The 6000-nt window shown below is 65.5% G+C and carries 8 protein-coding genes and 1 pseudogene; 2 read left to right on the top strand and 7 right to left on the bottom strand.

Annotated elements, in window-relative coordinates; all coding sequences use genetic code 11:
* Positions 1-117: 117 nt before the first annotated feature.
* A complete protein-coding gene (locus tag ACWGKS_RS22535) occupies positions 118-1266 on the bottom strand; it encodes a glutathione-independent formaldehyde dehydrogenase (RefSeq protein WP_452523946.1) in 1149 nt (382 codons plus the stop codon).
* Between the two features lie 214 nt (positions 1267-1480).
* On the opposite strand from ACWGKS_RS22535, the gene ACWGKS_RS22540 reads away from it, so the two are divergent.
* Positions 1481-1627, top strand: a complete 147-nt coding sequence (locus ACWGKS_RS22540; RefSeq protein WP_452523947.1) for a hypothetical protein — start codon at positions 1481-1483, stop codon at positions 1625-1627.
* A 515-nt stretch (positions 1628-2142) separates the two neighbouring features.
* On the opposite strand, the gene ACWGKS_RS22545 is transcribed toward ACWGKS_RS22540, so the two are convergent.
* The 6 genes and pseudogenes from ACWGKS_RS22545 to ACWGKS_RS22570 form a co-directional block, all read right to left on the bottom strand.
* Positions 2143-3636, bottom strand: a complete 1494-nt coding sequence (locus ACWGKS_RS22545; protein ID WP_358516208.1) for a tyrosine-type recombinase/integrase — start codon at positions 3634-3636, stop codon at positions 2143-2145.
* Positions 3637-3837 carry a helix-turn-helix transcriptional regulator gene (locus ACWGKS_RS22550; RefSeq protein ID WP_358516205.1) on the bottom strand — a complete coding sequence of 67 codons (201 nt, stop codon included), beginning with the start codon at positions 3835-3837 and terminating at the stop codon, positions 3637-3639.
* A 341-nt stretch (positions 3838-4178) separates the two neighbouring features.
* Positions 4179-4586 carry a hypothetical protein gene (locus ACWGKS_RS22555; protein WP_452523950.1) on the bottom strand — a complete coding sequence of 136 codons (408 nt, stop codon included), beginning with the start codon at positions 4584-4586 and terminating at the stop codon, positions 4179-4181.
* Positions 4587-4599: 13 nt separating this feature from the next.
* Positions 4600-4740, bottom strand: a complete 141-nt coding sequence (locus ACWGKS_RS22560; protein WP_358508442.1) for a hypothetical protein — start codon at positions 4738-4740, stop codon at positions 4600-4602.
* 163 nt (positions 4741-4903) lie between these two features.
* A pseudogene (locus ACWGKS_RS22565) lies at positions 4904-4948 on the bottom strand (hypothetical protein); the annotation flags it as partial.
* A 28-nt stretch (positions 4949-4976) separates the two neighbouring features.
* A complete protein-coding gene (locus ACWGKS_RS22570) occupies positions 4977-5312 on the bottom strand; it encodes a transposase (RefSeq protein ID WP_452523952.1) in 336 nt (111 codons plus the stop codon).
* Between the two features lie 411 nt (positions 5313-5723).
* Between ACWGKS_RS22570 and ACWGKS_RS22575 the strand changes: the two genes are divergently transcribed.
* A partial coding sequence (locus ACWGKS_RS22575; RefSeq protein WP_452523954.1) for a hypothetical protein occupies positions 5724-6000 on the top strand: 277 nt, incomplete at its 3' end.

Below are 6000 nucleotides of genomic sequence, written 5' to 3' on the forward strand. Positions count from 1 at the left end.
GACACCGTGGTCGCAATGTCCTGAAAGTCAGGGTGTTGCGACCACCGTTAGAACCTGAGCTCCTCCGGGCCCGCGTGGTGTAGGTTGCGTGGCCGACTGGCCGACCAGCGGCGTAGCTCACGCCAGCGCGGGCTTGAGCACCACCTTGGTCCAGCCGTCCTCCCGGTTGTCGAAGTGCTCGTAGGCCTCCGGTGCCCGCTGCAGAGGCAGGTCGTGGGACACGATGAAGGACGGCTTCGCGCGGTCCCGGTGGATCATGTCCCGCAGTTGCCGGTTGTAGGCCTTCACCGGCGCCTGGCCGGTACCGATCTTCTGGCCCTGGAACCAGAACGTCCCCATGTCGAAGGTGAGCCGACCGTTGCGGGCCATCTCGTCCGACGTTCCGGGGTCGGAGGGCAGGAAGATGCCCACGACGCCGATGCCGCCGGTGAACTTCACCGACTTGACCAGGTTGTTCATGGTCATCTCGGGGTGCTCGACACCGAGATGGTCGTGGGCCTGGTAGCCGACGCACTCGCAGCCGCAGTCCGCGCGGCGGCCGTCGGTGAGGTTGAGGATCTGCTCGACCGGGTCGCCCTTGGAGTCGTCGACGGCGATCGCCCCCATCCTCTCCACGAGGCGCAGCCGGTCGGGGTGGCGGTCGACCACCATCACCTGGGACGCCCCTTGGAGCAGCGCGGAGTAGGCCGCCATCAGGCCGACCGGACCCGCGCCGTAGACGACGCAGGACTCCCCCGGCTTGAGCCCGGCCAGGCGGGTGGCGTGCCAGCCGGTGGGGAAGATGTCGGCGACCATCACGTAGTCGTCCTCCTTCTCCTCCGCGTCCTCGGGCAGCCGCAGGCAGTTGAAGTCCCCGAACGGCACGCGCAGGTACTCGGCCTGCCCGCCGGAGTAGGGGCCCATCCCGGCGAAGCCGTAGGCGGCCCCGGCCATCTCCGGGTCGGGGTTGGCCGTCAGGCAGTAGGAGGGCATGCCGGTCTCGCAGTTGCGACAGAACCCGCAGCCGATGTTGAACGGCAGACACACGTGGTCGCCGACCTTGACGCGCTCCACGCCGTCGCCGACCTCGGCGACCACGCCGAGGTTCTCGTGCCCGAGCACCTTGCCGGGCTCCAGGTCGGTGCGTCCTTCGTACATGTGCAGGTCGGAACCGCAGATGTTGGTGGCGGTGATGCGCACGAGCACGTCGGTGGGACGCTCGATCCGGGCATCGGGGACCTCTTGGACGGAGACATCGCGGGATCCGTTGTACACTAGGGCCTTCATGACTTTCTCCAAGATTGGGTGCGGGACGGACTCCGTGGGGCTACCTGCCCTCGCTCCGTCCCCCTGCTCTCCCAGCACCGGGACGAAACAGTCTCACGCCCATGCTTCGGACAAAGCACGTCAAGGTTTCGTGACCGACCGCCACGAGAGCTGGGACGCAGAGTCCCCCAGTCCCGCCACTGGTAGGCCGTGGTTGACGGCCGTTTTCGCCCGTGTGGGCGAAACCTTCCGGGTACGGGGCTTCGGCGTCGCGGCAGCTGAGCAAGCGGCGCGCAGGGACGAAGTACTGCTGGACGTCAACGACATTCAGCTCGGCCACCAGACCGAACTGCGCTGGAATAGCAACGAGGATTGGACGTAGTCAGGCTGTCCCGTCCGTGAGCCACTCATCAGGCGGGAGGAGTTCGACCAGGTTCAGACGCTGTTGGGCCCGCGCAGCCGCACCGGGGAGGAGAACGCAAAGTTCACCGCACTCGCCGGCGCTACCTGTTTTCGGGGAGCCATCGAGTGCTGTCTGTACGATCGCAGGGCACCGGGGCACTGGGCCGACAGCGACCGTGCTGTCGGTGCCGGTACCCGCAGGAACATGCCCTGGCCAACAGGTTGCACCACCCCCGTAACACCCCTCCACTTTCCTGGCCATAATCGGCACCGCCTGCATCCTCATTTGCTATAAGCATCTGGCCAAACGGGCCGACGACAGAATGACCAAAAGAGGAAGACACCAGGGCAAGTTCTCGATAATCGATCGGACCTTTCATCCGATGGTCGATCGCCTCTGCCCACGAGGAAACCCCAGGCCAGGGCGGGTGAACCCGTATCCTCACCTGGGGCCGGTAGCCCTTGTGGGGCTCCTGGTGTGCTCCCCTGAACCGGCTACCGCACCGGGGCCAGGTTGCTCACCTTGGCCGGCTCCCCGCGCAGCAAAGCGGCGGTCGCCTCAGCTGCCGCTTTGGCGACCTCGGGGAACACCGTCTGATAGGTGTCCTGGGTGAAGTGGGCGGTGGAGTGCCCCAGCTCGGCCGAGACCACCTTCACGTCCGTCCCCGCGGCCAATGCCATCGAGGCGGCCCCGTGCCGCAGCCCGTGCAACGTGATCGGTGGGAGTCCGGCCGCGCGTGCGATGCGGGCGAACCAGTCGCTCACGTGGGAGGGGTGCCACCCCGTGCCGTCTTGTCGGGTGAACACCAACCCCGAATCCACCCAGTCTGGTCCGGCCTTGAGGTGTGCCTGGTTCTGGAACTTCTTCCAGCCCCGCAGCACCTTGACGGTGTCGGTGTCCAACGTGATGGTGCGCTGTCCCGCCTCACTCTTGGGGGTCGAGGTGAACGTGGTCCAGGACAACTGCACCACCTGGGTGCGGATATCCGCTTCTGCATCCGTCAGCCGGGTGTTAGCCCAGGGCAGCCCCACCGCTTCACCCCGGCGAAGACCCTTGACGGCGATCAGATGGAACAGCGGGTGCAACCACACGTACTTCCTGGCATGGGTGAGGAAGGTGCGGGTCTGCTCGGGTGTCCACACCATCACCTCCCCCGGGATGGTGCCGTCCTTCTCCCATTGACGTACCCGGTCAGGTGTCCACACCAGCAGGCGTTTCCTCGGACACGACGGCAACCTCGCGTGTGAGGCTGCGTTGATATTCACCGGCTCCTCGGGGCTGCGCACCGCCTCCGACAGGGCGCTACGAAGCGTGGCGCGGCTCCGGTGCTTGGTGGACAGACTGATCACCCGCTGGTTACGAACCGAGGCCCGCACCTTCGCGTCATCGGACTCCCGGCATTCCAGGATGCGGATGTTGTTCGCCTCGATCGTGTCGAACATCGCCTCGACCCGGGTGAACGTGAGCCGGTCCAACCGCACCTTGCCCAAGTGCGGGATCAGGTATTTACGAAGGTGGCCCTGGTAGGAAGCCCGGGTGTCCTCGGCCAAGTCGGGCTTGGCCTGAATCCACCCCCTGAGATAAGCGCCCACGGTGGGGGCTTCCTTGCGCACATCGGCCCCCGTTCCCAGACGCTTGCGGACCTCCTCGACCGAGGGGAAGCGGGTTCGGGTTTTGAGGGCGTTCTGGATCAGGTTCGCGATCTGCACCTCCACATCCGGTTCCCCTTGGGCCAGGTCCACGAGCGCTTTGAGGTGGTCGAGTACTTCCCAGGCCTGTTCCTGGCTTTCCAGCCCGGTACGGCGGGCCTGCCGGCGCTTTCCCTCGCCTGTGCGGGGTAGTTCGAGTTGGTAACCCCAGTCGCCGTGGCGGGGGTTGAACGCCCCGCCCTGGCGGCGCAGCTTCGGACACCGCACACCCAACGCGCGCCCGGAGTTCTCGTCCCGGCACCCGCAGCGTTTGAACACTCGTCCCTGGTGAGAAGCCACCTACGACTCCCCCTCCTTGTAGTGGTCACCGCGCGCACCGCACCCACCACAACCACCCGAGGTGGAAGGTGTGGGTAGGCCGAGGTGGGCCAGGATTCCCGCAGTGGGGATCCTCCAGGTCCGTCCCACCCGTTGCACAGGCACCGGGAAGGCGCCTTCACGGAGAAGCCGGTAGGTGGTGGTGCGTCCCAACCCGAGCATCCGACCTCACCTGACCCACCTACCCACCACCTCTGAACTGCACGTTTGCGGTGCGGGGCACCACGCATCCACGCTCGACCTCGCCGAGAAGTGCAAGCGGATTGGCCAACAAGCCCACCGAATTTTCCCTCACCCCGAACCGCAACCCGCTACGGGTGGTTTGTCGTTTTTGCTGTTCGGGGCCACCACCGGCCCCACGTGGGCCCGAACCGCCGGGTTCGCCCCCTGGGCGGGGTTCAGGGTTGTGGGGGCGGCGTGGGGCCACACGGGCCCAACACCGCCCCCGCCCCGCTGTCACGCCAACCGCCCTGGCCGGCCCGTTCCCCACAGGGGCTGGCCGTTCAGTCCTGGCGCACGTGTCCGGTGGAGGTCAACCGGGCCCGGTACCGGGCCCGGACCGCCTTAGGGATGGCCACCACCCGGTAGCGGCCCGCACCGCAGGCGTGTTCGACCAGGTAGTGGTCGCCTTCCCAAGCCGGTATCCGCCCCAGATACGCTCCGGCCTGGACCACCTCGGCCAGGGCCGCTTGGTCGTTCGTGGTGTGGGGGAAGTAGGTCACGTCCACACTGGTGTGCGGGCTGATCGGCAACTGCGGGTGTTCTTCCAGAAAGGTCGCCAGAGCGCGCATGTCGGTGATGATGAGCTCGCGCAGCTCGGGGCCGGCGGCTTCGGTGAAGAACTCCCGCTCGGGCAGGAACGGGCCCGGCACGGTACGACGCTTGTCTTCTTCGGGTTGGGTGTGGCTCATGCCAGAGCCTCCATCACACCCGGCACGAAACATTGCGCTCCCAGCGCACGTTCAGTTTGCGGTAGGAGCCCGGCCAGGCGATGGAGCGCTCGACCTTGTGCCGGTGCCTGCCCAGCCGCTGGGAGGACTCGACGCCGGGGCGGGCGATGCGCACGCCGATCGGGCGTTCGCGCAGCCAGCGGCGCCGGTCGCGGGAGTGGTAGGCCTTGTCGCCGTGGAGCTTGGCGGCGTCGCCTGCGGGGTCCTCTGCGTGGGCGCACCGCTGGTATGCCCCGTACCAAGGGTTTGAGTGCTTCGGCGTCGTCGACGTTGGCCGCGGAGGTCGCGCAGGTCGGAGGCAATCCTTGGTTGTCGCAGAGCAGATGGAGCTTGGAGCCCGGTTTGCCGCGGTCAGTAGGTTTTGCCTCTCTTGGCGCGGATCGACCGGGGGTCGACGGTGGCGCGGGACCAGTCCAGCAGGGCCCTTCTACCCGGCTCGTCCACAACCGCGCGGTGGATCGTGGGCCACAGGCCCATCTCGGTCCAGGCCTGGAACCAGCGGTGCTCGGTGGCACGGGTGATACCGAACAGCCCGTCGGCCCTCTCCCAAGAACAACCCGATGTCTGAAGGAACAGCACGGTGGTCAACACGGCTCTTTGGTCGGCGCGAGGGCGGCCGGTCTTCGGGGCCGGCGGCAGCAGGGGTTGGACGATCTCCCAGAGCCCGTCGGGCAACACATCGCTCACCGCACGTGATCATGCCAGGCTCAGCACCACCTCGCAGGGCTTTTGAGATGAGCTCTAACGCTGGGAGACATGAATGTCATTCAGCGTAGCGAAATGTCCCTTTTATAACGATTGTACACCTAGGACTCGGAGGCGGGTCCGGTGGATCAGCATGGGGTATGCAGGTAGACCGAACCCAATAACCGGCAACAGCCACAGACACTTATCCCGGACACCCGATAAAAAGAAAGCCGACCGACAGAAATAAGACACCCCGACCGGGCCGCGTACCAGGAAGACCGGTCAGAACAACCTATTTTTCCGGCACAGGACAACCGCCTCACCAGAGATAATAAGGCTCACATGCCTTCGCGCCCCCGAAGGCAAATGTTTTTTACACTGCTGCGATTCATGTAGGAAACGAGCCAAAAAATGGGCACCCAATCCAACGAGTTCGAAAAATTAGAACTTTTCTACGCACCCCTCGAGGAAACAGCGCAGGCAAACCTTCCCTCGATGGCTGGGACACAGGAAAACAAGGACTCTGCGAAAAGTTCGGCCGGTAAGACCGACGGTCGATGTCTCACGAAAATAGTGATAGCTGCGGACCATACTGAGGTGATCTCAGCGAGTTTGCTTCTCGATATTGGTCAGCGCCAACGCGGCTTGCACGATCATCCCGATCTTGGACGGGCTCATCGTGGTGTGA

This window comes from Nocardiopsis sp. NPDC055879, from assembly GCF_053615935.1.